23 protein-coding genes and 1 tRNA gene are annotated in these 25640 nt (G+C 65.1%); 5 read left to right on the top strand and 19 right to left on the bottom strand.

Annotated elements, in window-relative coordinates; genetic code table 11:
• Positions 1-103: 103 nt before the first annotated feature.
• Entirely contained in the window at positions 104-1060 is a 957-nt protein-coding gene (gene tal / locus AC24R4_RS23345; protein ID WP_400396332.1) for a transaldolase, read from the top strand.
• Positions 1061-1149: 89 nt separating this feature from the next.
• On the opposite strand, the gene AC24R4_RS23340 is transcribed toward tal, so the two are convergent.
• Genes AC24R4_RS23340 through rnr form a run of 3 tightly spaced genes read right to left on the bottom strand, consistent with a single transcriptional unit; the run spans position 1150 to position 5299 of the window.
• A complete protein-coding gene (locus tag AC24R4_RS23340) occupies positions 1150-1893 on the bottom strand; it encodes an SIR2 family NAD-dependent protein deacylase (RefSeq protein ID WP_487523670.1) in 744 nt (247 codons plus the stop codon).
• 1 nt (position 1894) lies between these two features.
• Entirely contained in the window at positions 1895-2632 is a 738-nt protein-coding gene (rlmB, locus tag AC24R4_RS23335) for a 23S rRNA (guanosine(2251)-2'-O)-methyltransferase RlmB (protein ID WP_400393172.1), read from the bottom strand.
• 45 nt (positions 2633-2677) lie between these two features.
• The gene (gene rnr / locus AC24R4_RS23330; RefSeq protein ID WP_153945265.1) at positions 2678-5299 is read right to left on the bottom strand and encodes a ribonuclease R; all 2622 of its coding nucleotides are present in this window, start codon (positions 5297-5299) and stop codon (positions 2678-2680) included.
• A gap of 69 nt (positions 5300-5368) precedes the next feature.
• On the opposite strand from rnr, the gene AC24R4_RS23325 reads away from it, so the two are divergent.
• The 3 genes from AC24R4_RS23325 to AC24R4_RS23315 all read left to right on the top strand — a co-directional run bounded on the left by AC24R4_RS23325 (position 5369) and on the right by AC24R4_RS23315 (position 6856).
• Positions 5369-5455: transfer RNA gene (locus AC24R4_RS23325), tRNA-Leu, on the top strand.
• 291 nt (positions 5456-5746) lie between these two features.
• Positions 5747-6181, top strand: a complete 435-nt coding sequence (locus tag AC24R4_RS23320; RefSeq protein WP_153945266.1) for an Rrf2 family transcriptional regulator — start codon at positions 5747-5749, stop codon at positions 6179-6181.
• Positions 6182-6244: 63 nt separating this feature from the next.
• Complete coding sequence (locus AC24R4_RS23315; protein ID WP_400393169.1) at positions 6245-6856, top strand: NAD(P)-dependent oxidoreductase; 612 nt, start codon at positions 6245-6247, stop codon at positions 6854-6856.
• Between the two features lie 58 nt (positions 6857-6914).
• Here AC24R4_RS23315 and AC24R4_RS23310 read toward each other — a convergent pair whose 3' ends face one another.
• The 16 genes from AC24R4_RS23310 to ndk form a co-directional block, all read right to left on the bottom strand.
• A complete protein-coding gene (locus tag AC24R4_RS23310; RefSeq protein ID WP_153945268.1) occupies positions 6915-7484 on the bottom strand; it encodes a phosphoribosyltransferase in 570 nt (189 codons plus the stop codon).
• 134 nt (positions 7485-7618) lie between these two features.
• Entirely contained in the window at positions 7619-8962 is a 1344-nt protein-coding gene (locus AC24R4_RS23305) for an adenylosuccinate synthase (RefSeq protein WP_400393167.1), read from the bottom strand.
• Between the two features lie 189 nt (positions 8963-9151).
• A complete protein-coding gene (locus AC24R4_RS23300) occupies positions 9152-10303 on the bottom strand; it encodes an ATP phosphoribosyltransferase regulatory subunit (protein WP_400393165.1) in 1152 nt (383 codons plus the stop codon).
• A 141-nt stretch (positions 10304-10444) separates the two neighbouring features.
• On the bottom strand, positions 10445-11350 hold the full coding sequence (hflC, locus tag AC24R4_RS23295) for a protease modulator HflC (RefSeq protein WP_400393163.1): 906 nt from the start codon (positions 11348-11350) through the stop codon (positions 10445-10447).
• An 11-nt stretch (positions 11351-11361) separates the two neighbouring features.
• On the bottom strand, positions 11362-12702 hold the full coding sequence (gene hflK, locus AC24R4_RS23290; protein WP_400393161.1) for an FtsH protease activity modulator HflK: 1341 nt from the start codon (positions 12700-12702) through the stop codon (positions 11362-11364).
• Positions 12703-12809: 107 nt separating this feature from the next.
• A complete protein-coding gene (gene hflX / locus AC24R4_RS23285; RefSeq protein WP_487523669.1) occupies positions 12810-14066 on the bottom strand; it encodes a GTPase HflX in 1257 nt (418 codons plus the stop codon).
• A 265-nt stretch (positions 14067-14331) separates the two neighbouring features.
• Positions 14332-14571 (bottom strand): RNA chaperone Hfq, encoded by a 240-nt coding sequence (gene hfq, locus AC24R4_RS23280; protein ID WP_153945274.1) that lies wholly within the window; start codon positions 14569-14571, stop codon positions 14332-14334.
• 211 nt (positions 14572-14782) lie between these two features.
• Positions 14783-16126 carry a ribosome biogenesis GTPase Der gene (gene der, locus AC24R4_RS23275; protein WP_092594104.1) on the bottom strand — a complete coding sequence of 448 codons (1344 nt, stop codon included), beginning with the start codon at positions 16124-16126 and terminating at the stop codon, positions 14783-14785.
• Positions 16127-16394: 268 nt separating this feature from the next.
• A complete protein-coding gene (gene bamB, locus AC24R4_RS23270) occupies positions 16395-17546 on the bottom strand; it encodes an outer membrane protein assembly factor BamB (RefSeq protein ID WP_400394389.1) in 1152 nt (383 codons plus the stop codon).
• Positions 17547-17587: 41 nt separating this feature from the next.
• Positions 17588-18217 carry a YfgM family protein gene (locus tag AC24R4_RS23265; protein ID WP_066733811.1) on the bottom strand — a complete coding sequence of 210 codons (630 nt, stop codon included), beginning with the start codon at positions 18215-18217 and terminating at the stop codon, positions 17588-17590.
• Between the two features lie 87 nt (positions 18218-18304).
• On the bottom strand, positions 18305-19657 hold the full coding sequence (gene hisS / locus AC24R4_RS23260) for a histidine--tRNA ligase (RefSeq protein WP_400394387.1): 1353 nt from the start codon (positions 19655-19657) through the stop codon (positions 18305-18307).
• A gap of 42 nt (positions 19658-19699) precedes the next feature.
• Positions 19700-20992, bottom strand: a complete 1293-nt coding sequence (gene ispG, locus AC24R4_RS23255) for a flavodoxin-dependent (E)-4-hydroxy-3-methylbut-2-enyl-diphosphate synthase (RefSeq protein ID WP_400394385.1) — start codon at positions 20990-20992, stop codon at positions 19700-19702.
• Positions 20993-21040: 48 nt separating this feature from the next.
• Positions 21041-22183 (bottom strand): RodZ domain-containing protein, encoded by a 1143-nt coding sequence (locus AC24R4_RS23250; RefSeq protein ID WP_487523668.1) that lies wholly within the window; start codon positions 22181-22183, stop codon positions 21041-21043.
• On the bottom strand, positions 22176-22955 hold the full coding sequence (gene pilW, locus AC24R4_RS23245; RefSeq protein WP_487523667.1) for a type IV pilus biogenesis/stability protein PilW: 780 nt from the start codon (positions 22953-22955) through the stop codon (positions 22176-22178). The genes AC24R4_RS23250 and pilW overlap by 8 nt, the downstream gene beginning before the upstream one ends.
• On the bottom strand, positions 22952-24103 hold the full coding sequence (gene rlmN, locus AC24R4_RS23240; protein ID WP_153945280.1) for a dual-specificity RNA methyltransferase RlmN: 1152 nt from the start codon (positions 24101-24103) through the stop codon (positions 22952-22954). Before rlmN ends, pilW begins: the two co-directional genes overlap by 4 nt.
• Before the next feature lie 52 nt (positions 24104-24155).
• Positions 24156-24581 carry a nucleoside-diphosphate kinase gene (gene ndk / locus AC24R4_RS23235; protein ID WP_092594111.1) on the bottom strand — a complete coding sequence of 142 codons (426 nt, stop codon included), beginning with the start codon at positions 24579-24581 and terminating at the stop codon, positions 24156-24158.
• Between the two features lie 338 nt (positions 24582-24919).
• Here ndk and AC24R4_RS23230 point away from each other — a divergent pair, with 338 nt between their 5' ends.
• Complete coding sequence (locus AC24R4_RS23230) at positions 24920-25627, top strand: Bax inhibitor-1/YccA family protein (RefSeq protein ID WP_153945281.1); 708 nt, start codon at positions 24920-24922, stop codon at positions 25625-25627.
• Positions 25628-25640: the final 13 nt, after the last annotated feature.

Genomic DNA, 25640 nt, shown 5'->3' with positions numbered 1-25640 from the left:
CGGCCTCTGCGGGCCCCATCGCCTTGCCGCATCACGCCGCGCCGTTACAATGGCCCATTCCCGGCGAGCTCCGCCCCAGACTTCTTTCAGACGGAACCAGATCATGAACGCGCTCGAACAACTGAAGCAGTTCACCACGGTAGTGGCCGATACCGGCGACTTCCAGCTGATGAAGCAGTACACGCCGCAGGACGCGACCACCAATCCGTCGCTGATCCTCAAGGCCGTGCAGAAGCCCGAGTACCGGCCGCTGCTGGAGCAGGCCACGCGCGACCATCACGGCAGCGCGGGCGTCGAGGCCGTCATGGACCAGTTGCTGATCGCCTTCGGCTGCGAGATCCTGGCCATCGTGCCGGGCCGGGTATCGACGGAAGTCGACGCGCGCCTGTCGTTCGACACGCAGGCCACCGTCGACAAGGCGCGGCACCTGATCGGCCTGTACGAGCAGCGCGGCGTGGCCCGCGAGCGCGTGCTGATCAAGATCGCCTCGACCTGGGAAGGCATCCAGGCCGCCGCCGTCCTGCAGCGCGAAGGCATCCGCTGCAACATGACGCTGCTGTTCTCGCTGGTACAGGCCGTGGCCTGCGCCGAAGCCGGCGCGCAGCTGATCTCGCCGTTCGTCGGGCGCATTCTGGACTGGTACAAGAAGCAGGCAGGCGACCAGTGGGATGCCGACGCCAACGCGGGCGACAACGACCCCGGCGTGCGCTCGGTGCGCCAGATCTACGATTACTACAAGAAGTTCGGCTACGACACCGAGGTGATGGGTGCCAGCTTCCGCGGCACGGGCCAGATCCTGGCATTGGCGGGCTCCGACCTGCTGACCATCAGCCCGGAACTGCTGGAGCAGCTGGCGGGCAGCCAGGCCCCGGTAGAGCGCAAGCTGTCGGTGGAGCACGCCCAGGCCGGCAACATCGCACGCATCGCCGCCGACGAGCCAGCGTTCCGCTGGCAGCTGAACGAGGATGCGATGGCCACCGAGAAGTTGTCCGAAGGTATCCGCCTGTTCGCCGCGGACGCGGTGAAGCTCGAAAAGCTCGTGGCGGAACTGGCGGGCTGAGCGCGCCTGCCTGCCAGGCCGGCATTGGCGGGCTGCGCGAGCACCGGCATCACCGGCACACGGGATAAGGCGATCAGGCGGTCAGGCGCTCAGGCCGCGCCTTGCGGCCACAGCATCGGCAGGCACTGCCCTGCCGGCGCGGACAGCAACAGGTCTGCCGTGGCATCCAGGGCCGACGGCTGCGGATTGACCATCAGCACGCGGGCCCCGTGTTCCTTCGCCAGGCCCGGCAGCGCGGCCGCCGGATAGACCATCCCCGAGGTGCCGACGACCAGGCAGAGGTCGCAGTGCTGCGCCGCGTGATCGGCGCGAAAGCGCGCCACGCGCGGCAGATCCTCGCCAAACCACACCACGCCGGGGCGCATCATCGCCCCGCACAGCGCGCAATGCGGCGGCTCGCCCGGCACCGGCGGCACCGTGTCGCAGCGCCCGCAGCCGTCCAGCCATTTGTTGGCGAACAGGTTGCCGTGCAATTCCACCACGTGTTCGCTGCCAGCCTGCTGATGCAGGCCGTCGATATTCTGCGTGACCAGCGTCAACGATTTCTGGCCGGCCAGTGCCGCCAGCGCGTAGTGGGCGGGATTCGGCCGGGCGGCCGACACCAGTTCGCGCCGGTGTTCGTACCACTGCCACACCAGCGCCGGCTGGCGCCGAAAGGCTTCCTCCGTGGCCAGCTCCTCGGGATCGAAGCGCGCCCAGAGCCCGGTCAGGGCATCGCGGAAGGTCGGCACGCCGGATTCCGCCGAGATCCCCGCGCCGGTCAGCACGAAGATGTTTTGCGCGGCGTCGATCCACTGGCGTGCCTGCTCCAGCGCGGCGGCATCGACGATCATGTCAGCCCCGGCGCTGGCGCACGGCCTCGTACAGGCACACGCCGCTGGCTACCGAAACATTGAGGCTTTCCACGCCGCCGGCCATCGGAATGGCCACCAGCTCGTCACAGGTTTCGCGCGTCAGGCGGCGCATGCCCTCGCCTTCGGCCCCCATCACGATGGCGGTCGGGCCCTTCAGGTCCAGGTCGTAGAGCGACTTGTCCGTGCCGTCCGCCGTGCCGATCACCCAGATGCCGCGCTCCTGCAGTTCGCGCAGCGTGCGCGCCAGGTTGGTCACGGTGATATAGGGAATGGTTTCGGCGGCGCCACTGGCCACCTTCGCCACGGTGGTATTAAGGCCGACGCTGCGGTCCTTCGGCGCGATGACCGCATGGGCACCGGCACCATCGGCCACGCGCAGGCATGCGCCGAGGTTGTGCGGATCGGTCACGCCGTCCAGCACCAGCAGCAGCGGCGTACCTTCGATGCCGTCCAGCAGTTCGTCGAGATTGAGGGCGAGCGAGACATCCTCGGCGCGCGCCACCACACCTTGGTGGCGGTCGGTGCCGGCCATGCCGCGCAGGCGGTCGGCATCCACCGGATGCAGCGTCACGCCAAGGCCTTCCGCCAGCCGGACGAAGTCCAGCATGCGGCGGTCCTTGCGGTTCGCTTCGATGTAGATGTCGGAAACGCTCTGCGCATTCTGGCGCAGGCGTGCGTTGACGGCGTGAAAGCCGATCAGGAGTTTGTGTTTGGCCATGGCGCGCATTGTACCCGCCATGGCCTCACCACAACGCCGATTTGCTTACCGCTTGCGCGCGGCGCGGCTCGTTTTGCCGGCCGGCTTCGGCGCCCGCTTGGCCGCGGACTTCTTGGCCGTTTGCAGGTGCGGCGGCTTGGGCTTGGCGGCCCGCTTGGCCGGCTTGCCCGCCGGCGCCTTGCGGCCCGAATGCGGCGCATGTCCGACATTCGCCTCACGCGGCTTGACCGGCGTGATCACGGCCTCGAACACAGGCTGCTCTTCGATCACGCGGTCCAGCGTTTCGTCGAACGATTCCTCGGGCTTCGAGGTGCCGCCGAGCAGGGCCGCCAGTTGCCGGCCCTTCTTGCGCGCCGGCACCGCATGGGCGGCAGGCACGCGCGGCTGCTCGGGGACGCCGGCACGACCGCGCAGCGTCTTGGCCGACGGCTCCTGCACCAGGCGGAAATCGATCTTGCGCGCATCGAGGTCCACGCGCGAGACCTGCACACGCACGCGGTCGGTCAGCCGGTAGCGGATGCCAGTCCGTTCGCCGCGCAGTTCGTTGCGGGCCTCGTCGTACTGGAAGTAGTCGCTGCCCAGCTCGGTGACGTGCACCAGCCCTTCCACGTAGAGTTCGTCGAGCTGCACGAAGATGCCGAACGACGTGACCGCACTGATCGTCCCGGCGAAATCGCTGCCGAGCTTGTCGCGCATGAAATAGCACTTCAGCCAGGCTTCCACGTCGCGCGAGGCCTCGTCGGCCCGGCGTTCGTTGGCCGAGCAGTGCAGGCCCAGTTCGTCCCAGATGCCCTCGTCGCGCTTGGCGCGGGCGGCAGCGTTCTCGGCACGCTTCTCGGCGTCGGCGGCCTGCATGCGGCGCGCCTTGGGCGAGATCTGCGTGTTCAGTTCGGTGCCCGGGATAAAGGCCGGCCGGTACTTGGTATGCGCCAGGATGGCCTTGATCGAGCGATGCACGAGCAGATCGGGATAGCGCCGGATCGGGCTCGTGAAGTGCGCGTAGGCCTCGTAGGCCAGACCGAAGTGGCCGATGTTGTCGGGGCTGTAGACGGCCTGCTGCATCGAGCGCAGCAGCATCGTCTGCAGCATCGGCGCATCGGGGCGCGACTTGATCTTGTCCATCACCTCGGCGTAATCCGAAGCCTGCGGCTTGTCGCCGCCGCCCAGGGACAGGCCCGCCGTCCTCAGGAATTCGCGCAGGTTCTTGAGCTTTTCCTCGCTCGGGCCCGCGTGGATCCGGTACAGCGCCGGGTGCTTGAAGCGTTCGAGGAAGTCGGCCGCGCAGACGTTGGCCGTCAGCATGCATTCCTCGATCAGCCGGTGCGCATCGTTGCGGGTGCGCGGCAGGATCTGTTCGATCTTGCCCTGCGCGTTGCAGACGATATACGTCTCGGTCGTGTCGAAGTCGATCGCCCCGCGCTCGCGGCGCGCCTTGAGCAGGACCTGGAACAGTTCGTAGAGGTTCTGCAGGTGCGGCACCAGCCCGGCACGCTTGTGCGCCTCCGGGCCCTTGGTGTTCGACAGGACGGCCCAGACCTCGTTATAGGTCAGCCGCGCCGCCGAGTGCATCACGGCCGGATAGAACTGGTAGCCCTTCAACTCGCCCTTGGCCGTGATCACGGCATCGCAGACCATGCACAGGCGGTCGACGTTCGGGTTCAGCGAGCACAGGCCGTTCGACAGCTTCTCCGGCAGCATCGGGATGACCCGGCGCGGGAAGTACACCGACGTGGCGCGGTCGAGCGCATCGGCGTCCAGCGGCGTGCCGGGGCGCACGTAGTGCGACACGTCGGCAATGGCCACGATCAGGCGCCAGCCCTTGGCGCGGCCGATCTTGACCGGCTCGCAGTAGACGGCATCGTCAAAGTCGCGCGCGTCTTCGCCGTCGATCGTCACCAGCGGCACGTCGCGCAGGTCGATGCGATGGTCCAGGTCGGCCTGGCGCACTTCGTCAGGCAGCGCCTGCGCTTCCTTGGCGGCAGCCGCCGAGAACTCGTGCGGCACGCCGTACTTGCGCACGGCGATCTCGATTTCCATGCCGGGATCGTCGATGTCGCCCAGCACTTCCACCACGCGGCCCACGGGCTGCACGTAGCGGTCCGGCCACTCCATCAGCTCGACGCTGACCACCTGGCCCACGCGCGCCTTGCCTTGCGACTTGGGCGGGATCAGGATGTCCTGGCCGATGCGCTTGTCTTCGGGCGCCACCACCAGCACGCCGTTTTCGGACAGCAGACGGCCGATCACGAAACGGTTGGCGCGCTCGACGATCTCGACGATCTGCCCTTCCGGACGCCCGCGGCGGTCGTAGCCCACCACGCGCACCTGGGCGCGGTCGTTGTGCATCGCCTTCTGCAGTTCGCGCTCGGGCAGGAAGATATCGTCCTCGCCATCGTCGCGAATCAGGAAGCCAAAGCCATCGCGATGGCCCTGTACGCGGCCGACGACGAAATTCGGTTGATGGGCCAGCTCGTAGCGGCCCTTGCGGTTCAGTTCGATCTGGCCGTCGCGTTCCATCGCGGCAAGCCGTTTCTGAAAGCCGTCATGCTCCTTGCGCGTGACGGCCAGGGCCTTGGCGATATCGCCGGCCGACAGGGGCGACCCCGAAGTTCTCAGTACGCCGAGGATTTCTTCCCGGCTGGGGATCGGATAGTTGTTCTGATTCAATTTTTCTCGAAACTATTTGACAAACGTTTGACGGTCGCTATAATGGCCGCTTCGGTTGTTTCGACACCTGCCCAGGTGGCGGAATTGGTAGACGCACTAGGTTCAGGTCCTAGCGGTGGCAACACTGTGGAGGTTCGAGTCCTCTCCTGGGCACCAAGATTCAGCAAGGAACCCGCAACGTGAGTTGCGGGTTTTTTGTTTTCTGCTGCCGAATCCTTCAAATTCCCTCCCTCTTGCCTCGTTAGCCTTGTTGGCCTTGTTGCCGCGTCCATGGCTCTTTTCTGACGTTGAGCCGTGGATGAGTGTATCAGTTTCAGTGCCGATTCCGGCATTATCTCGCCATCTTCGCAACTTCCATCGCGAAAAATACAGCAGCCCCACCATTCAACCTGGTTGTTGACGGTTGGCCGATCTGTAACTATGATGGTTTCACATCGAGATTTCCGCATGAGCACCAGCAGCCGGTTTGCCGTCGCCGTCCACATTCTCACCCTGCTGGCGCAAGCCGAGGGGCCGGTGCCGTCGTCGATGATCGCCGGCAGCGTGGGAACGAACCCCGCGCTGATCCGCCGGATGATCGGCACGCTGACCGAAGCCGGGTTCGTGACGACGACGATGGGCAGCACTGGCGGTGCGATGCTGGCGCGGCCCGCGTCGGACATCACCCTGCTCGACGTCTTCCGCGCCACCGAGACGACGGCGCTGATCACGCTGCACCAGAGCGCGCCAAATCCGGCCTGCATGGTGGGCCGCGAGATCACCGGCGCCCTGCAGACCGTGGCCGATCGCGCGCAGGCCGCCATGGATGCGTCGCTCGCGGAAATCACGATTGCCAGCATGCTCAACGAGGTCGAGCATGCTGCCCGGCGCCGCAGGCGCTGATTTTTTTACCTCGATATGTAACCAAAGTGGTTTCACATTAACCTTAGCCTGAAGGAATCCATCATGAAGATCGCCATCATTGGCGCCACGGGTAACGTGGGCAGCCGCCTGACCGATGAAGCCCTGCGCCGTGGCCACAGCGTGACCGCCCTGGCCCGCCAGGCGTCGAAACTCCCCGCCCGGGAAGGCGTGACGGCACGTGACGTGGACGTGGCCGAGACATCGGCCCTGGCCCATGCGCTGCGCGGCAGCGATGTCGTGATCAGCACGGTGCGTTTCCTGCAGACCAGCGCCGCGCAGATCGTGGCCGCGGTCAAGGCCGCTGGCGTCGAGCGGCTGCTGGTGGTAGGCGGCGCAGGCAGCCTATTCGTGGCGCCCGGCGTGCAACTCGTCGATACGCCAAATTTCCCCGACGCCTACAAGGCCGAGGCGTTGGCTGGCCGCGACTTCCTCAATGCGCTGCGTGGCGAAACGGCGCTGGCGTGGACCTTCCTCTCGCCATCGGCCCTGTTCACGCCAGGTGAGCGAACCGGGAAATTCCGTCTGGGGAGCGACGATCTGCTTACCGCCGCCGACGGCAAAAGCTGGATCTCTATGGAAGACTATGCCATCGCCATGCTCGACGAAATCGAGCAGCCGAAGCATGTGCGGGAACGGTTCACGGTCGGGTACTGATCGCCGACCCGTGATGGACGCCCCACACCCGCGTCGGGTGTGGGGACAAACGAAACGCTTACGCGGCGCTATCGTCTTCCAGCAGGCTGGCGCGCTTGCCGCGCTTGAGCCAGGCGGCCAGATTGTGCGGGCGCAGCGTGTCGTATTCCTCGAACGGCTGATGAATCCACGGATTCGACGGCAGGAACGTCACGTGATAGTCGGGCTCCACCTTCGAGCAGGCCTTGTACCAGAGCACGGCCGAGCGCACATCGGTGACCGCAGGATAGCGTTCCTTCAGATGACGGCCCACACGTTCCAGCGTGACGCCAGAATCGACCAGGTCATCCACGAGCAGGATCTTGCCCGACAGCTCGCCACGGGTCATCGTGATGTATTGCGCGATGTCCAGGTCGCCTTGCTGCGTGCCGGCGGCTTCGCGGTACGAACTCGTGGCCAGGATGGCCAGCGGCACATCGAAAATGCGCGACATCTGGTCGCCCACGCGCAGGCCGCCACGGGCCAGGCACAGGATCTTGTCGAACTTCCAGCCCGACTCGTGCACATTCAGCGCCAGGCGTGCGACCAGGCGGTGATACTCATCCCAGGAGACCCACAGGTTCTCCTCGTCATTGGTTGGCAGGTTCATGGCGTACTTTCTTCAATTGGCCGGATCATTGGCCAGTGGATAAAGCATCGGCCCGCATGTCGCGGGCCGAATGGCTTTTGTGAGGCCGCGACGCTCATGGCGCCACGGTCATGCTCACGGATACTGCCGTCGCGTCAGGCGACCTGGTACGGGTGGCGCAGCAGGATCGTCTCGTCGCGGTCCGGACCGGTCGAGATCATGTCGATCGGAATGCCGACCACTTCCTCGACGCGCTTCAGGTACACGCGCGCCTGTTCCGGCAGCGCGTCCCAGGTCTTCACGCCGAAGGTCGACTCGTTCCAGCCAGCGTATTCCTCGTAGATCGGCTTGCAGTTCGCCACGGCGTCCGAGCCGCGCGGCAGGATGTCCACCTGCTTGCCGTCGAGCTCATAGCCCACGCACAGGTTGATCGTCTCCAGACCGTCGAGCACGTCGAGCTTGGTCATGCACAGCCCCGACACGCCATTGATCTGCACCGACCGCTTCAGCGCGGCGGCATCGAGCCAGCCAGTGCGGCGCGGACGGCCGGTCACCGAGCCGAATTCCTTGCCGACGTTGGCCAGGCGCACACCCACGGCATCCTGACGGGCGGGGTTGTCGTTGTCGTACAGCTCGCTCGGGAACGGACCCGCACCCACGCGCGTGCAGTACGCCTTGGTGATGCCCAGGATATAGTGCAGACGGCCCGGGCCCACGCCGGCACCGGCGGCGGCCGCACCGGCCACGCAGTTGCTCGACGTCACGAAGGGGTACGTGCCGTGGTCGACGTCCAGCAGCGTGCCTTGCGCACCTTCGAACATCAGGTTGCCGCCGGCGGCGTTCACCGCGTACAGCTCGGCCGACACATCGGCCACCATCGGCTTCAGGCGCGGGGCGTAGGCCAGCATCTCGTCCAGGATCTGCTGGTAGTCCACCGCTTCGGCACCCAGGTACTGGGTCAGCATGAAGTTGTGGAATTCGACGTTCTCGCGCAGACGCTCGGCGAAATGCTTCGGGTCGAACAGGTCCTGCACGCGCAGCGCGCGGCGCGCCACCTTATCTTCGTAAGCCGGGCCGATGCCGCGACCGGTCGTACCGATCTTGGCGGCGCCACGGCGCGCCTCGCGCGCCTTGTCGATGGCAACGTGGTACGGCAGGATCAGTGTGGTGGCTTCGGAGATGCGCAGGCGGTTCTGCACCTGCAGGCCGGCGCCCTCGAGCTCTTCAATTTCACGGAACAGCGCCTCGGGAGACAGCACCACACCGTTGCCGATATAGCAGACGGTGCTTTCGCGCATGATCCCCGACGGGATCAGTCGCAGAATGGTCTTCTTGCCGCCGATGATGAGCGTGTGGCCAGCGTTGTGGCCGCCCTGGAACCGCACCACGCCTTTTGCATGATCGGTAAGCCAATCGACGATTTTCCCTTTGCCTTCGTCACCCCACTGGGTTCCGATCACGACGACATTGCGTCCCTGGCCTACTGCGGATGCGGACATGTTGAATTGGTCAGAAGGTTAAAAACGTATTCTACTCTCGTTGTTCGACGGTTCCGGGTTTTCACGAGTCCGCGGAACAGACGTTTGCCATCCATTCCGGGCGATCATAGGCCACCACGGGCAGCAAACGTCATTTGAGAGCAGGTGGAAAGGTACCGGCACGAAACGGCCGGCACACGAATCAGCGAATCAACGCGGCACGACGACCCACGCATCGCCTTGGCGCTGCAGCTGGCGGTCGCAGTTGAACTCGTCAAGCTCATGCGTATGACCCGGCAGCGACTGGATCACGATCTCGCCGGCCGCACGCAGCGTGGCAATGGTGGTGCGCAGGGCGGGATCGGCGTCCCACGGGGCGAAGATGGCCAGTGCACGGACTTCCACCGGCGACAGGGCCGCCACCTCGCGCAGATCGAGCGAGAAGCCGGTCGCGGGTCGTGCACGCCCGAACGCCTCGCCCACCTTGTCGTAGCGGCCGCCGCGCGCCACGTAGTTCGGCAGCCCGGACACGTAAGCCGTGAACATCACGCCACTGTGATAGTGGTAACCGCGCAAATCCGACAGGTCGATGTTCACGCTGGCACCCCGCACGTGACCCGCCAAGGCTGCAAGTTCGTCGAGCGCACGCCCGATGGCCGGGCTGGCCGGCAGCGTAGTACGCGCCCGTTCGATCACTTCGACGCCGCCATACAGCGTCGGCAGCGCCAGCAGCGCGTTGCGCTCGGTCTCGGGCAGCCCTTCGGTCAGTTCGCGCAGGGCCGGCACATCCTTGGTTTCGAGTGCCGCAAACAGTGCATCTTCGATATTGCGCACCGACGGCAGCGCCGACAGCAATGCCTCGAGAATGCCGGCGTGGCACAGATCCAGCCGGATATCGGCCAGACCGGCAGCCTGCAACGCAGCCAGCATCAGTTCCTGAATCTCGACGTCGGCTTCCAGGCCGGCATGGCCGTAGATCTCGGCGCCGATCTGGATCGGCTCGCGCGTGGCGTGGAAACCTGCCGGACGCGCATGCAGCACGTTGCCGGCGTAGCACAGGCGCGTCACACCCGGGCGGTTCAGCAGGTGCGCGTCGATACGGGCCACCTGCGGCGTAATGTCGGCACGCAGGCCCATCGTACGGCCCGACAGCTGGTCCACCAGTTTCAGCGTACGCAGATCGAGGTCATGGCCGGTACCCGTCAGCAGCGACTCCAGGTACTCCAGCATCGGGGGCATGACCAGCTCGTAGCCATAGGTGCGGAACAGGTCCAGCATGCGGCGACGCAGTTCTTCGATCTTGCGCGCCTCCGACGGCAGGACGTCGGCAATGTTTTCGGGCAGGAGCCAGCGGTTGGACATGGGGGTCTCTTCTATCAAAATCCGGGCCGGCGGAGCGCAAGCCCCTCCAGCCGGACAAAACCCCGGCGGACCGGGGTTCTGTCGAATGTTGCGTTTCAGGGCCCCCGCTTGGAGCAGGAGGCCCGGTGCGCGCCGTGCGCGCTACTTCTTGCCGCCGCTGGCGGAAGCCGGCGCCGCGTTGCCGCCCGCCGACCGCATGTAGCGGAAGAAGTCCGAATTCGGCTCCAGCACCATCACGTTGCCCTTGTCGCGGAACGTGTTGCGGTAGGCTTCCATGCTGCGCCAGAACTGCGCGAAGTTCGGGTCCTTGCCGAAGGCATCGGCGTAGAGCTGCGACGCCTTGGCATCGCCCTCGCCCTTCACAATCTGGGCGTCGCGATAGGCCTCGGCCAGCACCACCTCGCGCTGACGGTCGGCATCGGCACGGATTTTCTCACCTTCGGCGGCGCCCGTCGAACGCAGTTCATTGGCCACGCGCTTGCGCTCGGCTTCCATGCGGCGATAGACCGACTCGCTGATCGCGGGCAGCAGGTCCACGCGCTTCAGGCGCACATCGAGGATTTCGACACCCACGGACTGCGCATACTCGGCCATGCCCAGGCGGATGTTCTGCATGACCTTGTCACGCTCGCCCGCCACCACGTCGGCCACGGTGCGCTTGCCGAACTCCTCGCGCGCCACGGCGTCGATACGCTGCGTCATGCGGTCCTGTGCGCCGCGGACGTTGCCCGCGAAGGCCACGAAGAACTTACGAGGATCGGTAATTCGCCATTTGACGAACCAGTCCACCACCATCGACTTCTTCTCGGCGGTCAGGAAACGCTCGCTGGCGGCCACGTCGATGGTCTGCAGGCGGCGATCCATGAAGACCACGTTCTGCAGCGGCGGCGGCAGCTTGAAATGCAGGCCGGGCTCGCGCACCACCTGCTTGATCTCGCCGAAGGCGAAGACCACGGCATATTGACGCTGATCGACCACGAACAGCATCGACGACACGACAGCCAGCAGGATAAACAGGCCGATGGCAAAGGAAATCAGTCGGTTCATGACGGGTCTCCTTAGCGAACGTCGCGGTCGCGGTTGCGCATCGACTCACGCGAACGGATGTCCGGCGTGGGCGTGTCGGTCGTGGCCGGCGTGCTCGCGCCTGGCGCCGATGCAGGCGCCGCAGCTTGCGGCAACTGCGACATCAGCTTGTCCAGCGGCAGATACAGCAGGTTGTTGCCCGCCTTGGCGTCGACGAGAATCTTGTTCGCGTTGCTGTAAATCTGCTGCATGGTCTCCAGATAGATACGGTCGCGCGTCACTTGCGGCGCCTTGGCATATTCGGTCTGCACCGAGCGGAAGCGCGCGGCGTCGCCCTCGGCCTGTGCCACCACACGGGCACGGTAGGCTTCCGACTCTTCCTTCAGGCGCGCCGCGGTGCCCCGGGCACGCGGCAGGATGTCATTGGCGTAAGCCTGGCCCTCGCTGATCGCGCGCTCGCGATCCTGGCTGGCCTTGTTCACGTCATCGAACGCGGCCTGCACCTGCTCGGGCGGCTGCACGCTCTGCACGTTGACGGAGATCACGCGGATACCAGTCTTGTAAGCAGTCAGAATCGACTGGATCGACTTCGCCAGGCCCTGGGCGATCTGCTCGCGATTCTCGTAGAGCACCGCGTCCATCTTGTTGCGGCCCACGATCTCGCGCACCGACGTCTCGGCGGCCTGCGTCACCAGTTCTTCATCGCCACCGCGATCGGTCTTGTTGTAGAACAGGAATTCGCTGGCGTCCTGGATGTCGTACTGCACCGTGAAGCGGACGTCGATGATGTTCTCGTCCTGGGTCAGCATCGACGAGTCCTTGAGGTTGCTGTCCTTGATCGACGTGGCGCGGCCAACTTCCACCGAGCGCACCGCCGACAGGTTCACCACCTCGGCCGACTGGATCGGCCACGGTGCGCGCCAGTTGATACCGGGGCCCGTGGTGTACTTGAACTTGCCGAACTGCAGGATCACGGCGGTCTGGCCTTCCTGCACCATGAAGAAGCCGCTGGCCAGCCAGATGCCGACCACGGCCGCGACGATCACGCCGATACCGACGTTCGAGCCCTTGCCCGGCGGACGCGAGCCAAAACCATTGCCCTGCCCTCCACCGCCATTGTCCTTGCGGCCCAGCAGCCCGTTCAGGCGGCGGTTGAAGTCACGCCACAGCTCGTCCAGGTCGGGCGGGCCGTCCTGCGGACGCTGGTTCTGCTGGCGACCTTTGTCCTTGTTGTCTTCATCGTCCTGTCCGTTACGACCCCAGCGCGGGTCGTTCAACGAGAAGATGGCGCGCAGGCGCGGCCAGCGAGCAAGCCGCGCGGCGCGGCTGCCTGGCACGAAGTGCGAGTCAGGATTCCGAGGGAACAGGGGCATGTAGGGCACGGGTCCGGGAAAGTTTGGAACAGGGGGATTCTAGCAGCCATCTTGATCACTTTTGCTCAAATTCCCCCAATCGGCACGCCATTCGCAGCGAACGGCTATCAGTCTGGGTGGTCGGCACCCCGGTCCGGGCTGCTTTGGGCGCCCTCGCTGGGGTCCTCGGCGTCCCAGTCGTCGTCGCCGGCCGGGGGCGCAATGCCCTCCAGCCGCGGATCGAACGGGCCCGGCTCGTCCGGCCGCGAAGCCAGCCACTGGGCAACTTCCACCACGGCTTCGCGCAAGGCATCGAGACCCAGGCCGTCGCGCGCCGAAATGAACACGCGCGTGGGCACGCCGTCTTCGTTGCGCTCGATGCGAGGGCCCTGCTCCAGCAGTTCCGGCGCCGCATCGATCTTGTTCATCACCACGATCTGCGGGATGTCCGAGGCGTTGATTTCCGCCAGTACGCGGTTCACCTGCTCGATCTGCTCATGGCGCACGGGGCTCGACGCATCCACCACGTGCAGCAGCAGGTCGGCATGGACCGTTTCGTCCAGCGTGGCGCGGAACGCCGCGACCAGTTGCGTCGGCAAGTCGCGGATGAAGCCGACCGTATCGGACAGCACCACATTGCCAAGTCCATCCAGAAACAGCCGGCGCGACGTGGTGTCGAGCGTGGCGAACAGCTGATCGGCCGCATACGCCCGCGCCTTGGTCAGCGCATTGAACAGCGTCGACTTGCCTGCGTTGGTATAGCCGACCAGCGAAATGCTGAGCGTATCGTTACGGGCGCGGGCGCGGCGCTGCGTATGGTGCTGGCGCTGCAGGCGCGCCAGATCGGTCTTGAGCCGCTTGGCGCGGTCATCGAGCATCCGGCGATCCAGTTCGAGCTGTCGCTCGCCGGGGCCGCCGCGCATGCCGATACCGCCCTTCTGGCGCTCAAGGTGGCTCCACGCCCGCACCAGGCGCGACGCCTGGTATTGCACCTGGGCCAGTTCCACCTGCACCTTGCCCACGTGGCTTTGCGCACGCTGGCCGAAGATATCGAGGATCAGGCCAGTCCGGTCGATCACGTGCCGCCCCAGGAATCGCTCCAGGTTACGTTGCTGGGCCGGGCTCAGTGCGTGGTTGAAGACGACCACATCGGCATCCAGGGCGTCCGCCGCCTCCTTGAGCTCTTCCGCCTTGCCCGAACCGATGAACAGCGCCGGATCGGGGCGCGATCGCTTGCCGGTCAGCGTATGTACCGGCACCGAGCCGGCCGTGGAGGTCAGCAGCGCCAGTTCGGACAGGCTTTCCTGGAAGTCATGCTTGCCGAAATCCACGCCGACAAGGATCGCGCGCGAAGGATCGGTCTGGGAGGTAGCTCTGGGTTGCAAGCGGGTGGACGCGAAGCGCCGGAAAAATAGGTTGGAAAACGGGGTTGGAACCGATTGTCAAGACAATGGCAGGCCGCGCTGCGGCATGCTGTCGCACACCAGCGCCAGGGGGCTCGGTGACGGATGCAGGCTGGATCGGGAACCGGATTCGGAAGGTGCCGCCCGGTCAGGGCAGCGCCGGCGGCGCAGGCCGGAGAACAGCTGGGGCGGGAACGTGCAGCGTGACGGCCGCATGCGGATGCGGCCGCCCACAAACGAGGAAAAATCAGGCCTCGGAAGAATCATCCACACGGAAATTCACCGCGCGCGCCGGCACGACGGTAGAAATCGCATGCTTGTACACCATTTGCGTCACGGTGTTACGCAACAGCACGACATATTGGTCGAACGACTCGATATTGCCTTGCAGCTTGATGCCATTGACGAGGTAGATGGAAACCGGCACGTGCTCTTTGCGCAGCGCGTTCAGGAACGGGTCTTGTAGCAATTGCCCTTTGTTGCTCATGGCACACTCCAAAATTATAGATTTAGTGATGGATCATGGGGACGAAAGTCCCCGGTTCAAGTCAGTTGGCGCAAAAACGCGCCAGAAAAAAGATCAAAACGGTACCAAGCTGGCATCAACGCAGCAGGGCTACCCCTGCTACTCGTGAATTTAGCCGCAGTTCCAAACGAACGCAAACGAAACTTCGGACGAGGAACGGCACCTTTTGGGCTCAATCCTTCGATTCGGCGTAAGGGTTTTTGTTCGTACGGAATTCGATGCGCAATGGCGTGCCCTTGAGCTTGAACGCCGTCCGGAAGCGGTTTTCCAGATAACGCTTGTACGCGTCCGTCACGTTCTGCAGTCCGTTGCCGTGGATGACCACGATCGGGGGATTGGAACCACCCTGGTGCGCGTAGCGCATCTTGGGGCGCGACACCCCCGCGCGCTTCGGCTGCTGGAATTCCACCGCTTCCTGCAGCACTCGGGTGAGTTGCGGCGTGGGCAGCTTGACCATCGCCGCGGCGTACGCATCGTCCACCGAGCGCAGCAATGCACCAATTCCGGTACGTTCCTTGGCCGACACGTAATGGACGTTGGCAAAGCTCAGGAACTGGAGCTTGCGCTCCAGGTCGTGCTTCACGCGGTCGCGGGCGTGGCCGTCCAGGCCGTCCCACTTGTTCACGCCCACCACCAGTGCGCGGCCCGACTCCACGATAAAGCCGGCGATATGCGCGTCCTGCTCGGAAATGTCCTGCTGGGCATCGAGCAGCAGCACCACCACGTTGGCATCGGCAATCGACTGCAGCGTCTTGACCACCGAGAATTTCTCGATCGCCTCGAACACCTTGCCGCGCTTGCGCAGGCCCGCGGTGTCGATCAGCGTGTAGGGCTTGCCTCCACGCTCGAACTCCACATAGATCGCGTCGCGCGTGGTACCCGGCATATCGAACGCGATCACGCGCTCTTCGCCGATCAGCGTGTTGACCAGCGTGGACTTGCCCACGTTCGGCCGGCCCACGATGGCGATCTTGGTGCCGCGCTGGCCGGCGTCGTCCTGGTCGGCCAGTTCCGGGCGCTCCTGCACGGCAAGCTCCAGCGCCTCGTCGACGAGTTCGCTCACGCCGTCGCCGTGCGTGGACGAGATCGCGTACGGATCGCCCATGCCCAGCTCGTAGAAATCGGCCGCCACCGAGGTGTACCGCATGCCCTCGGCCTTGTTGACGGCCAGCATGATGCGTCGACCCGTCTTGCGCAGGTAGTCGGCGATCACGCGATCCTGCGGCGCAAGCCCCAGGCGACCGTCCACCAGGAAGATCACGACGTCCGCTTCCACCACGGCCTGGCGCGTCTGCTTGGCCATTTCGGCCACGATGCCGTCCTTGGCAACGGGCTCGAAGCCGCCGGTGTCGATCACGATGAACGGACGATCGCCGATACGGCCCTCGCCGTAGTGGCGGTCCCGTGTCAGGCCCGGCAGATCGGCGACGAGGGCGTCGCGCGAGCGGGTCATGCGATTGAATAGCGTCGACTTGCCCACATTGGGACGGCCGACGAGTGCGATAACTGGTTTCATTCAATAAACGGAAACAGGGGCCGGCACGCGCCGTCCCCCAGCAATTCCGGAGTCATGTTGATCCGACAACCACCGTGATGTGTCCACGGCTGGCCGCTTTTCCTGTCGGGGCGGATATGGAACCGCTGTTCCAGTCCGCTATGTTGGCACGACCAGGGATCATGCTACCGGATTGGCGCCGCCCATGCGACAGGGGCATGGGCGGCCTTGCGTGCGCAGGCACGCTTTTGTTCTGGCGCCATCGCTGGCGCCCCTGGCAATCAGCCGATCAGTTCGGCACGAAGCCGTAGACGTCGCCGTCACGGGTCTGCACCACCAGCGTCTGGCCGGCGATCACCGGTGCCGCGCTGACCGCACTGCCGTCCGTCTTCATGCGCGCCAGGATGGTGCCATCCTCGCGCGACAGGAAGTGGACAAAACCTTCATAGTCGCCCACGACCACCGAACGGCCGATGGACGCCGGGGCGCCCAGGCTGCGGTAGCGCAGGTCCGTATTCTTCCAGCGCTCGTTGCCGTTCTGGCGATCGAACGAGAACACCGCCGACGTCTCGTCGCTGGCGAACAGCGAGCTGTCGTCCTGCGTCAGGCCCATCGGCGACGAGAAGTCCTTGCCCCACTGCGGCTGGCCATTGGCCAGTTCCAGGCAGGCGATGCGGCCCTGGAACGTGGTGGCGCAGACCTGGCGGCCCATCACGGCCGGCATGCCCGTCACATCGTTCAGGCGCTCGATCTCGGACACGCCCTTCGGATACGACACCGTGCTTTCCCAGCGCAGCACGCCATTGCCCGGCGCCAGCACGCCAAGCTTGCCACCCGGGAAACCCGTGACGATGCCGTCACCGGCATACACCATGCCCATCGCGGCACGCAGGTTCAGCGGCGACTGCGAACGCTGGTAGATCCAGCGGCGGTCGCCCGTGCCGGCATCCAGTCCGATGATGCGGGTGTCGGTGGTACGCACCACCACCAGGCCGTTGCCGACCAGCGGTGCCGACAGAACCTCGCCGTTGACCTGCTTCTTCCAGATCTGCTTGCCGCTCTTGTCGAACGCGTAGATCGCGCCCTTCTCGCCGGCCACGGCGGTTGTGTCGCCGTCCGAACCCGGACCCGAAGTCAGGTCGAGATCGGTCTTGGCCTTCCAGAGCGTCTGGCCGCTGGTGGCGTTGATCGCCATCACCGCGCCGCTCTTGCCCGACACGAACACCACATCGCCAGCCGCCACCGGGGCCATGACGTACGGGCCGCTCTTGCCCACGTCGGCCTTCCAGGCCTGCTTGACCGACAGCGTGGCCGAAATCGGCTTCAGTTCGGTGGGCGGGTGCTTGTTTTCCTTGCTGAACAGCGAGCAGCCCGCCAGCAGGCCCAGGCAGGTGCCGGCCACGAGCGTACGGGTTGCGGCTGTGCGAAGCAATGACGTCATAGGATGCGATCCTGAATTTTTTGAAAGGGTCCGCCGTCCGCTCACGCGGTGCCCAGCGCGTCGAGCTTGAACTGGATGATCTGGCGCATGCCGCCTTCGCTCGCGCCGAGCTTTTCCAGCGCGCGGCGGTAGGCGGTGCGTGCCTCGTCGCGCTTGTCCTGGGCGGCCAGCAGATCGCCACGGCGATCGGCGAACAGTGCCTCGTACTGCGCAGGCGCATCCTTGAGCAGCGCCAGGCCCTGGTCGTAGGCCTTCTCGTCGAGCAGCACGCCGGCCAGACGCACGCGCGCCAGCGGCGCGTAGTCGTCGCCACCATGGTCGATGGCCCACTGCAGCTGCGTCTTTGCGCCGGCCAGGTCGCCCGCGTCGTACAGCACCTTGGCTGCCGTCAGTGCGCTCATCGGGCCATAGGCGGTGCGGCCGAACTTGTCTTCCAGATCGGTCGCCGCGCGCTTGACGCGCTCGGCGTCGCGCGCCTCGGCGGCCTTGGTCACCTGCTCGTACAGCACCGCCGCGTCGCCGGCCTGCTTGCGCTGCCAGTAGTTCCAGCCGGACCAGCCCGCGAACGCCAGCAAGGCGACAATCAGCGCCCAGGTGACGGCATTGCCGTACTGTTTCCACCAGGCCTTGAGGCTCTCAAGCTGTTCCTGTTCTTCTAGATCGTAAGCCATGTCGAGGCAGTTACCCGCGTTGGTTGAAATTGACACGGCCGCTTCCTGACAGGACAGCGGCCGTGCGGCGCGATTCCGACGGCGCGCTTATTGCTCGTCGTCCTCGTCGTCCGATTCGATTTCGTCGACCATCCTGTCGATGATGAAGTCGACAACGTTCTCGGCCGGCACGCTGGTCTGCGGGCCGCCTTCGGCCGCATTGCCGCTGCGCAGCTGCTTGACCTGCACCGTGCCGGCGGCGATTTCGTCCTCGCCAATGATAACGGCAAAGGATGCGCCACTTGCGTCGGCGCGCTTCATCTGCGACTTGAAGCTGCCGCTCTTGCCGTCGGGCGTGGCATGGAAGACCACGTCCAGGCCCGCGTCGCGCAGGCGCTCGCCCGCAATCATCGCCTGCTCGCTCGCGGCCTGGCCCTGGTGGACCATGTACACGTCGCAGCCCTGCGATTCCGGCACCAGCTTTTCCTCGCGCAGCAGTTCGATGATGCGCTCGATACCCATCGCCCAGCCGCAGGCCGGCGCGGCCTTGCCACCCATCTGCTGGATCAGCGGATCGTAGCGGCCACCGCCGGCGATCGTGCCCTGGGCGCCGAGCTTGTCGGTGATCCACTCGAACACGGTCAGGTTGTAGTAGTCCAGACCACGCACCAGACGCGGATTGATCTTGAAGGGGATATTGTTCGCCTTCAAGATCCGCTGGACGCCCTCGAAGTGCGCCAGCGATTCCTCGCCCAGGAAGTCGATCAGCTTCGGCGCGTTGGCCGCCATGTCCTGCAGCGCCGGATTCTTGGTATCCAGCACGCGCAGCGGATTGGTATACAGGCGGCGCTTGCCATCCTCGTCGAGGATGTCCTTGAAGCCTTCCAGGTACTTGATCAGTTCCTCGCGGTGCGCGGCACGCTCGTGCGCCTGGCCCAGCGAATTCAGCTCCAGGCGGACGCCGACCAGGCCCAGGTCGTCCCACAGCCGCTGGCACATCAGGATGATTTCCGCATCCACATCCGGGCCGGCAAAGCCCAGCGCCTCGGCGCCAAGCTGGTGGAACTGGCGATAACGGCCACGCTGCGGCTTCTCGTGACGGAACATCGGGCCGGTGTACCACAGGCGCTTCGGGCCGTCGTACAGCAGATTGTGCTCGATGGTGGCACGCACGGCCGCCGCGGTGCCTTCCGGACGCAGCGTCAGGTTCTCGCCGTTCAGGGCGTCGGTGAAGGAATACATTTCCTTCTCGACGATGTCGGTCACCTCGCCGATACCGCGCACGAAGAGCTGCGTATGCTCGACGATCGGCGTACGGATCTGCTGATAGCCATAGGCACGCAGCATGCTGCGCGCGGCGTTCTCAAACATTTCCCACAGCGGGGCGTCGGCGGGCAGCATGTCGTTCATGCCCTTCACGCCCTGCAGTGCCTTGTCGGCCTTCGTCTTGTCTTCGCTCATTGTTCTCTTCGTGATACCGATGCTGACCTGGCGCCCCTGCGCTCAGGCCACCGCGCCCTGTTTTGCCTGCGTGGCATTCGGGCCGTAGTGCGAGCGGACGTACTCGTCCACGATCGCCTGGAATTCCTGGGCGATGTTCTCGCCGCGCAGCGTCTTGACCTTCACGCCGTCGACGAACACCGGCGCCGCCGGCGATTCGCCCGAGCCGGGCAGTGAAATGCCGATATTGGCGTGCTTGCTCTCGCCGGGGCCGTTGACGATGCAGCCCATCACGGCCACGTCCATCTCTTCCACGCCCGGGAACTCGTTCTTCCAGACCGGCATCTGCTCGCGCAGATAACCCTGGATGCTGGCCGCCAGTTCCTGGAACGTCGTGCTCGTGGTACGTCCGCAACCCGGGCACGCGATCACCATCGGGGTGAAGTTGCGCAGGCCCATCGTCTGCAGGATTTCCTGGCCGACGTAGACTTCCTTCTCGCGCGCCGCGCCCGGTTCCGGCGTCAGCGAAATACGAATCGTGTCGCCGATGCCTTCCTGCAGCAGCACCGACAGCGCCGCCGTCGAGGCCACGATGCCCTTGCTGCCCATGCCGGCCTCGGTCAGGCCCAGATGCAGCGCATATTCGCAGCGGCGCGCCAGCTCGCGGTACACCGCCACCAGCTCCTGCACCTGCGACACCTTGCACGACAGGATGATCTGGTTGCCGGGCAGGCCGATTTCCTCGGCCTTCTGCGCCGACTCGATCGCCGACGTGATCAGGGCCTCGACCATCACGCTCTGCGCCGGCCACGGCTCGGCGCGCTTGGCGTTCTCGTCCATGATCCGGGCGAGTAGGTCCTGGTCCAGGCTGCCCCAGTTCACGCCGATGCGCACCGGCTTGTTGTAGCGGCACGCCATTTCGATCATCTCGGCGAACTGCTTGTCGCGCTTGGCGCCCTTGCCCACGTTGCCGGGGTTGATCCGATACTTCGACAGCGCCTGCGCGCACTCGGGATAGTCGTGCAGCAGCGTATGGCCGTTGTAGTGGAAGTCGCCCACCAGCGGCACGTTCACGCCCATGCGGTCCAGCTGCTCGCGGACGGCCGGCACGGCCGCCGCGGCTTCCGGCGTATTGACGGTAATCCGGACGATCTCGGAGCCTGCACGCGCCAGATCCTTGATCTGGATGGCAGTACCGATCGCATCGACCGTGTCCGTATTGGTCATCGACTGGATGCGCACGGGCGCGCCGCCGCCGATCGTCACGATATTGTCGCCCCACACGACGCTGGCCTGGCGCGACACGCGGCGCGGCAGCGGACCCGGAATCACCGGGTGGGAAGCATTCTGGTGCATTGCGTTACCACCTTCAAATGGCATGACTGATTGCGCTGCCCGGCCGCATTACTGCAGGGTCAGGCGCGCCACATTGTTCCGGTCGGCGGACTTGAAGTTCACCGGCGAGCCATTGTGCGCCAGCGACTCCACGCCCTTTACGTTGCCGAGAATGACCTTGTACGGGCCGCCCTGGCCGCTGCCGGCCACGGCGTCGCCGCCCTTGGCCGTGCCACCGAGGATCACCTTGCCGGTGCGATCACGCACCTCGTACCAGGTGTCGGAGGCAAAGCGGATCTGCACCGCGCCATCGCCGGACGCCGTCGAAGCGGGCGCTGCGGCGGCAGCAGGCGCGGCGACGGCCGGGGCCGCAGCGGCCGGCGCTGCCGGCTTCGCGGGCGCGTCCTGCGCCAGGTTCACGGCGCCGCCCGTCGCCAGCGGCATGCCAGCCGTCGTGGTGGCAACCGGCGCCTGGGCGGGTGCCGCCGTCGCGGGGGCCGGGGCAGCCTTGGCTGCCGGCGCCGCCGGTTCTGCCTTGGCCGTCGCGTCGGCGGGGGCCGCCTCGGACGGTGCCGGCGAATCGTTGCCAGCCATCACGGGCGGCAAGGCCGCGGTCACGGTGCCGTCGCCGTTGCTCTGCGCGCTGCCTTCCTCCGAGACCTTCTCGGCCGGCTTGTCGCTTGCCGGGGCTTCCGCCGCGGCCTTGCTGTGTGCATCGAACCATGCCTTGGCGTGGTCGTAGCCGAAATAAACGCCCGCTGCCACCAGTGCCAGCACGCAAACCAGCCAGATCCAGCGCCCCCCGGCGCCGCCGGTGCTCTTGCTGCCAAAACGCTTGCGGTCGTCGAACGCCTGGTTCAGCGCGCCTTCATGGCGGCGCGTGATGCCAGTCACCGGCGTGGCCTGCGCCCGCGCGTGATACTGGCCAAGCAGCGCGTCGATATCGATCTGGAGCGTGCGCGCGTAGGCGCGCATCACGCCCTTGGCAAACGTCACGTCCATCAGGCTCGACACGTCGCCTGCCTCGATCGCCATCAGCTTGTTGGGCGCCACCTTCAGGCGTGCCCCGACATCCTCCAGCGACAGGCGTTGCGCCTCGCGACCCTCTTTCAGCTGCGCCCCGATCTCGCGGGCCACTGCCTCGCGGTCGGAGTCTGTCGCGCCGCCGGCAACGTGCGTTGCCTGGCTACCGGCGCGCTCTTCTTCATTCATCCCAAGCTCCTCTCTCGTATGCGGTCAGCTCGCGCGAATCGGGGAAACGGTTACGCAGTTCCGCGATCATCGCGCCCTGCGTCTGGGTATCGCCCTGGCGGTGGGCAATGCGCGCACCCAGCCAGAGGGATTGCGCGCTGGCAAAGCGGCTCGCGTTGACGCGGCCGGCAAACTGCCGGGCTTGTCCCATGTCCCCGCGCTGGAAATACAATTGCGCGAGATTCATGAGCACTGACGGATCGTTACGGTCATATCCGTAGGCCGTTTGCAGATTTTTTTCGGCCTCGGCCATATTGCCGTTGCGCATCTCGCAAATGCCGAGGTTCGTCAGCGGCTTGACCGGACCGTTCATCGAAGGGGTCTGCACCGCGCGTTGCAGCGTTGCCTTGCCCTCGGCGTAGCGGTTGGTCTGGCACAGGAACCAGCCATAGTTGTTCAGCACGTCCGGATCGTTCGCCCGCATGTTCAGCGCAGTGCGGAAGCTGTCCTCGGCCAGCGCGTTCTCGTTCATGCCCATGTAGGCCAGGGCACGCACGTGATAGGCGTCGGCGTTCGACGGATCGATACTGATGGCCTGCTTGACCTCGTCGAGCGCCACCGGATACTGGCGCGCCTCAAGATACTGCGTGGCCAGGCGCAGCCGGAGCGACGCACGCTTGTCAGCGGCGGTCTGGTCGGAAGCGGTCTTGATGTCCTGCTGGGGCCCGGCGGGCAGCGTGCAGGCAGACAGCATCAACAGCCCTGACAGGGCAGCGACAAGCAGACGGGTCATGCAGGACGGACCTCCCGAGCGGTTCCGGCACCCACCGGAACCAGTGGCGTGATCTTGCCGAACTTGCCGCGCTCGGCCAGACGGGTACGATCCATGACCTCGCCGGCCAGTTGCCCGCAGGCGGCGTCGATGTCGTCGCCCCGGGTCTTGCGGATCGTCGTAACGATGCCCGCATCCATCAACACCTGGGCGAAGCGGCGAATCTGGTCGTTGTTCGATCGCTTCAGGCCCGATTCCGGGAACGGGTTGAACGGGATCAGGTTGAACTTGCAGGGCACGTCGGCCACAAGCTTCAACAGTTCCCGCGCATGTTCGACGGTGTCGTTGACGCCGTCGAGCATGCAGTATTCGAAAGTAATGAAATCGCGCGGCGCGAATTCCAGGTAGCGGCGGCAGGCCGCCATCAGGTCGGCCAGCGGATACTTGCGGTTCAGCGGCACAAGCACGTCGCGCAGCGCATCGTTCGACGCATGCAGCGACACGGCCAGCGCCACGGGCAGATCCCGCGACAGGCGGTCCATCATCGGCACCACGCCGGACGTGGACAGCGTCACGCGGCGGCGCGACAGCCCGTACGCGTTGTCGTCGAGCATCAGCCGCATGGCCGGCACGACGGCATCGTAATTCAGCAGCGGCTCGCCCATACCCATCATCACCACGTTGGAGATGACACGGTCGTCCTTCGGACCCCGGCCCAGCTGGGCGCGCATGGCGAATTCGGCCATCCACAGCTGGCCAATGATTTCGCCGGTCGTCAGGTTGCGGGAAAAACCCTGCTTGCCGGTCGAACAGAACCGGCAGTTGACGGCGCACCCCGCCTGCGACGACACGCACAGCGTACCGCGCGTGTCCTCGGGGATGTATACCGTCTCCACCGCGTTGCCGGCGCCGACATCGAGCAGCCATTTGCGCGTGCCGTCAGCCGACAGGTTGTCGGTGATGATGGCAGGCGACCGGATCTCGGCCCGCGTCGCGAGCTTTTCGCGCAGCGACTTGGCGAGATCCGACATGGCGTCGAAGCGGCTGGCACCGAACTGGTGGATCCAGCGTTGCAGCTGCCGCGCACGGAACGGCTTCTCGCCGAGCTCGCCGCAATAGGCGGTGAGCGCGTCCGCGTCGAGGTCGAGCAGGTTGACGAGATCGTTCATGACGGCAGTTTCCAGCTTGACTACAGGTTCAGTCGTGAGTGTCAGAAGACAATCAGCGGCTGTAAACGTTCATGCCCGGGAAGAAGAAAGCCACTTCCACGGCAGCCGTTTCTGCGGCGTCCGAGCCGTGCACGGCGTTGGCGTCGATGCTGTCGGCGAAATCGGCGCGGATCGTGCCCTTTTCGGCCTTCTTCGGGTCGGTGGCGCCCATCAGGTCGCGGTGCTTGGCGATGGCGTTCTCGCCTTCCAGAGCCTGGATCATGACCGGGCCCGACACCATGAAGTCCACCAGATCCTTGAAGAACGGGCGTGCCTTGTGCACGGCGTAGAACTGCTCGGCTTCACCGCGCGACAGGTGAACCATCTTGGCAGCAACGATCTTCAGGCCAGCGGCCTCGAAACGGGCGTAGATCTGGCCGATAACGTTCTTGGCCACGGCATCCGGCTTGATAATCGACAGGGTGCGTTCGATCGCCATGAAAAACTCCGAAAAATGAAGGGGTTACAAATGGATTAAACGTGCAATTCTAGCACGACCGCATGGCGGATTCGAGCATGCGCGCCAATGGCCCCGACGATACTTGCGGTGTGCACTGTTGCCGCACTTATTGTTATTTATAAATCACATTACATTCGTGAAATGTGGGAACGGCGGCGCAAACCCTTCGTCAAATGTTTGCGTTTTCGGAAAACAACTAATGACAAGGGTGGTTGTGTGGACAAAGCCCCTTGCAAATCCGCAGGCGCGATGCCACATTGGCGCTGTGCCGTCGGGTTGCTCCGGCGCCTCACATAGAACTGAAGACAGGAGTCACGATGAACGACAAGCTGAATACTTACGGATTCGGCAATAGTGCTGCGGGCGTCACCGACGTTGCCGTCCGCAACCGGGTCCTACGCAATACCTACTGGCTGCTGGCCATCTCGATGATCCCGACCGTGCTGGGCGCATGGATCGGCGTGGCTGCCGGATTCGCCGGCCTCGTCGCCGGCAGCCCCGGCATGTCGGCCCTGCTGTTCCTGGCCGTCGCGTTCGGTTTCATGTTCGCGATCGAGAAGACCAAGAACAGCAGCATGGGCGTGGTCCTGCTGCTGGCCTTCACGTTCTTCATGGGCCTGATGCTGGCGCGCATTCTCAGCCTGACGCTGTCGTACTCGAACGGCCCGGCGCTGATCATGTACGCCTTCGGCGGCACTGCGGCGGTATTTGGCGTCATGGCCACGATCGCCACGGTCAGCAAGCGCGATTTCTCTGGCCTGGCCAAGTTCCTGTTCGTCGGCGTCGTACTGCTGATCCTGGCCAGCATTGCCAACATCTGGCTGCAGATGCCGGCCCTGATGATCACGCTGTCGGTCATCGCCATCGCGATCTTCTCGATCTTCATCCTGATCGACGTGCAGCGCGTGGTGAATGGCGGCGAGACCAACTACATCACCGCCACGCTGGCCATCTACCTGGACGTGTACAACGTCTTCGTAAACCTGCTGGCGCTGCTGGGTATCTTTGGCGGCAACCGCGACTGAGTCGCCCCGCCAT

The sequence above is a fragment of the Cupriavidus sp. CER-90 genome, from assembly GCF_057652055.1.
Note: the sequence above shows the minus strand (reverse complement) of the source record. Positions and strands in the feature narration are given on the sequence as shown.

Bases quoted from the DNA above. Each gene is read 5' to 3' on its own strand.
- tal (WP_400396332.1), top strand. From the start codon at position 104: ATGAACGCGCTCGAACAACTGAAGCAGTTCACCACGGTAGTGGCCGAT.
- AC24R4_RS23340 (WP_487523670.1), bottom strand. From the start codon at position 1,893: ATGATCGTCGATGCCGCCGCGCTGGAGCAGGCACGCCAGTGGATCGAC.
- rlmB (WP_400393172.1), bottom strand. From the start codon at position 2,632: ATGGCCAAACACAAACTCCTGATCGGCTTTCACGCCGTCAACGCACGC.
- AC24R4_RS23320 (WP_153945266.1), top strand. From the start codon at position 5,747: ATGAGCACCAGCAGCCGGTTTGCCGTCGCCGTCCACATTCTCACCCTG.
- AC24R4_RS23315 (WP_400393169.1), top strand. From the start codon at position 6,245: ATGAAGATCGCCATCATTGGCGCCACGGGTAACGTGGGCAGCCGCCTG.
- AC24R4_RS23310 (WP_153945268.1), bottom strand. From the start codon at position 7,484: ATGAACCTGCCAACCAATGACGAGGAGAACCTGTGGGTCTCCTGGGAT.
- AC24R4_RS23305 (WP_400393167.1), bottom strand. From the start codon at position 8,962: ATGTCCGCATCCGCAGTAGGCCAGGGACGCAATGTCGTCGTGATCGGA.
- AC24R4_RS23300 (WP_400393165.1), bottom strand. From the start codon at position 10,303: ATGTCCAACCGCTGGCTCCTGCCCGAAAACATTGCCGACGTCCTGCCG.
- hflC (WP_400393163.1), bottom strand. From the start codon at position 11,350: ATGAACCGACTGATTTCCTTTGCCATCGGCCTGTTTATCCTGCTGGCT.
- hflK (WP_400393161.1), bottom strand. From the start codon at position 12,702: ATGCCCCTGTTCCCTCGGAATCCTGACTCGCACTTCGTGCCAGGCAGC.
- hfq (WP_153945274.1), bottom strand. From the start codon at position 14,571: ATGAGCAACAAAGGGCAATTGCTACAAGACCCGTTCCTGAACGCGCTG.
- der (WP_092594104.1), bottom strand. From the start codon at position 16,126: ATGAAACCAGTTATCGCACTCGTCGGCCGTCCCAATGTGGGCAAGTCG.
- bamB (WP_400394389.1), bottom strand. From the start codon at position 17,546: ATGACGTCATTGCTTCGCACAGCCGCAACCCGTACGCTCGTGGCCGGC.
- AC24R4_RS23265 (WP_066733811.1), bottom strand. From the start codon at position 18,217: ATGGCTTACGATCTAGAAGAACAGGAACAGCTTGAGAGCCTCAAGGCC.
- hisS (WP_400394387.1), bottom strand. From the start codon at position 19,657: ATGAGCGAAGACAAGACGAAGGCCGACAAGGCACTGCAGGGCGTGAAG.
- ispG (WP_400394385.1), bottom strand. From the start codon at position 20,992: ATGCACCAGAATGCTTCCCACCCGGTGATTCCGGGTCCGCTGCCGCGC.
- AC24R4_RS23250 (WP_487523668.1), bottom strand. From the start codon at position 22,183: ATGAATGAAGAAGAGCGCGCCGGTAGCCAGGCAACGCACGTTGCCGGC.
- pilW (WP_487523667.1), bottom strand. From the start codon at position 22,955: ATGACCCGTCTGCTTGTCGCTGCCCTGTCAGGGCTGTTGATGCTGTCT.
- rlmN (WP_153945280.1), bottom strand. From the start codon at position 24,103: ATGAACGATCTCGTCAACCTGCTCGACCTCGACGCGGACGCGCTCACC.
- ndk (WP_092594111.1), bottom strand. From the start codon at position 24,581: ATGGCGATCGAACGCACCCTGTCGATTATCAAGCCGGATGCCGTGGCC.
- AC24R4_RS23230 (WP_153945281.1), top strand. From the start codon at position 24,920: ATGAACGACAAGCTGAATACTTACGGATTCGGCAATAGTGCTGCGGGC.